This window comes from Archangium violaceum Cb vi76, from assembly GCF_000733295.1.
Lineage (GTDB): Bacteria > Myxococcota > Myxococcia > Myxococcales > Myxococcaceae > Archangium > Archangium violaceum.
Window position 1 is genome coordinate 1 of record NZ_JPMI01000414.1, and the last position, 552, is coordinate 552.

Annotated in this window: 2 tRNA genes; both read right to left on the bottom strand. The window is 55.6% G+C overall.

Annotated elements, in window-relative coordinates:
- Window positions 1-203 precede the first annotated feature (203 nt).
- Window positions 204-276: transfer RNA gene (locus tag Q664_RS49770), tRNA-Ala, on the bottom strand.
- A 66-nt stretch (window positions 277-342) separates the two neighbouring features.
- Window positions 343-419, bottom strand: a tRNA-Ile gene (locus Q664_RS49775).
- Window positions 420-552: the final 133 nt, after the last annotated feature.

Consider the following 552-nt stretch of genomic DNA (forward strand, 5'->3'; position numbering starts at 1 on the left):
AAGACCAAGGTCCAGGCCCCAGCTCTTCGCTGCGGACCCGGAAGAATGCATTTGCTTGAGTCACCCGCTTCCCACGCGCCTAGCCTCTCGGCTCAGACTCGCTTTCAGCTGGTGAGTCGAACTTCTCTCAGCAGAAATTGAATTCTACCCTTCGTATGCACTTGTCAAAGAACGCTCTGACGACTTCTCTTGTCAGAAACTTGTGGAGCTGATCGGGATCGAACCGACGACATCTAGCTTGCAAAGCTAGCGCTCTCCCAGCTGAGCTACAGCCCCGGAAATGCGTCGTGGTGTTTCACCTGCCGGCTGTCATCGCATCACCTGTCTTCCCCGCTGGGAAACTGGTGGGCCTAGGTGGACTTGAACCACCGACCTCGCGCTTATCAGGCGCGCGCTCTAGCCAGCTGAGCTATAGGCCCAGTTGGTGAGTAACCCCTTCAGCTACTTTCTCTTTCAAAGAGCCGAGTCGCTCTGACTCGGTCCCTCAAAACCAAACAGCAAGCCCAGACGATTGCGAAACGTTGACCTGGTCGACCTATGGCAACCGAAGTT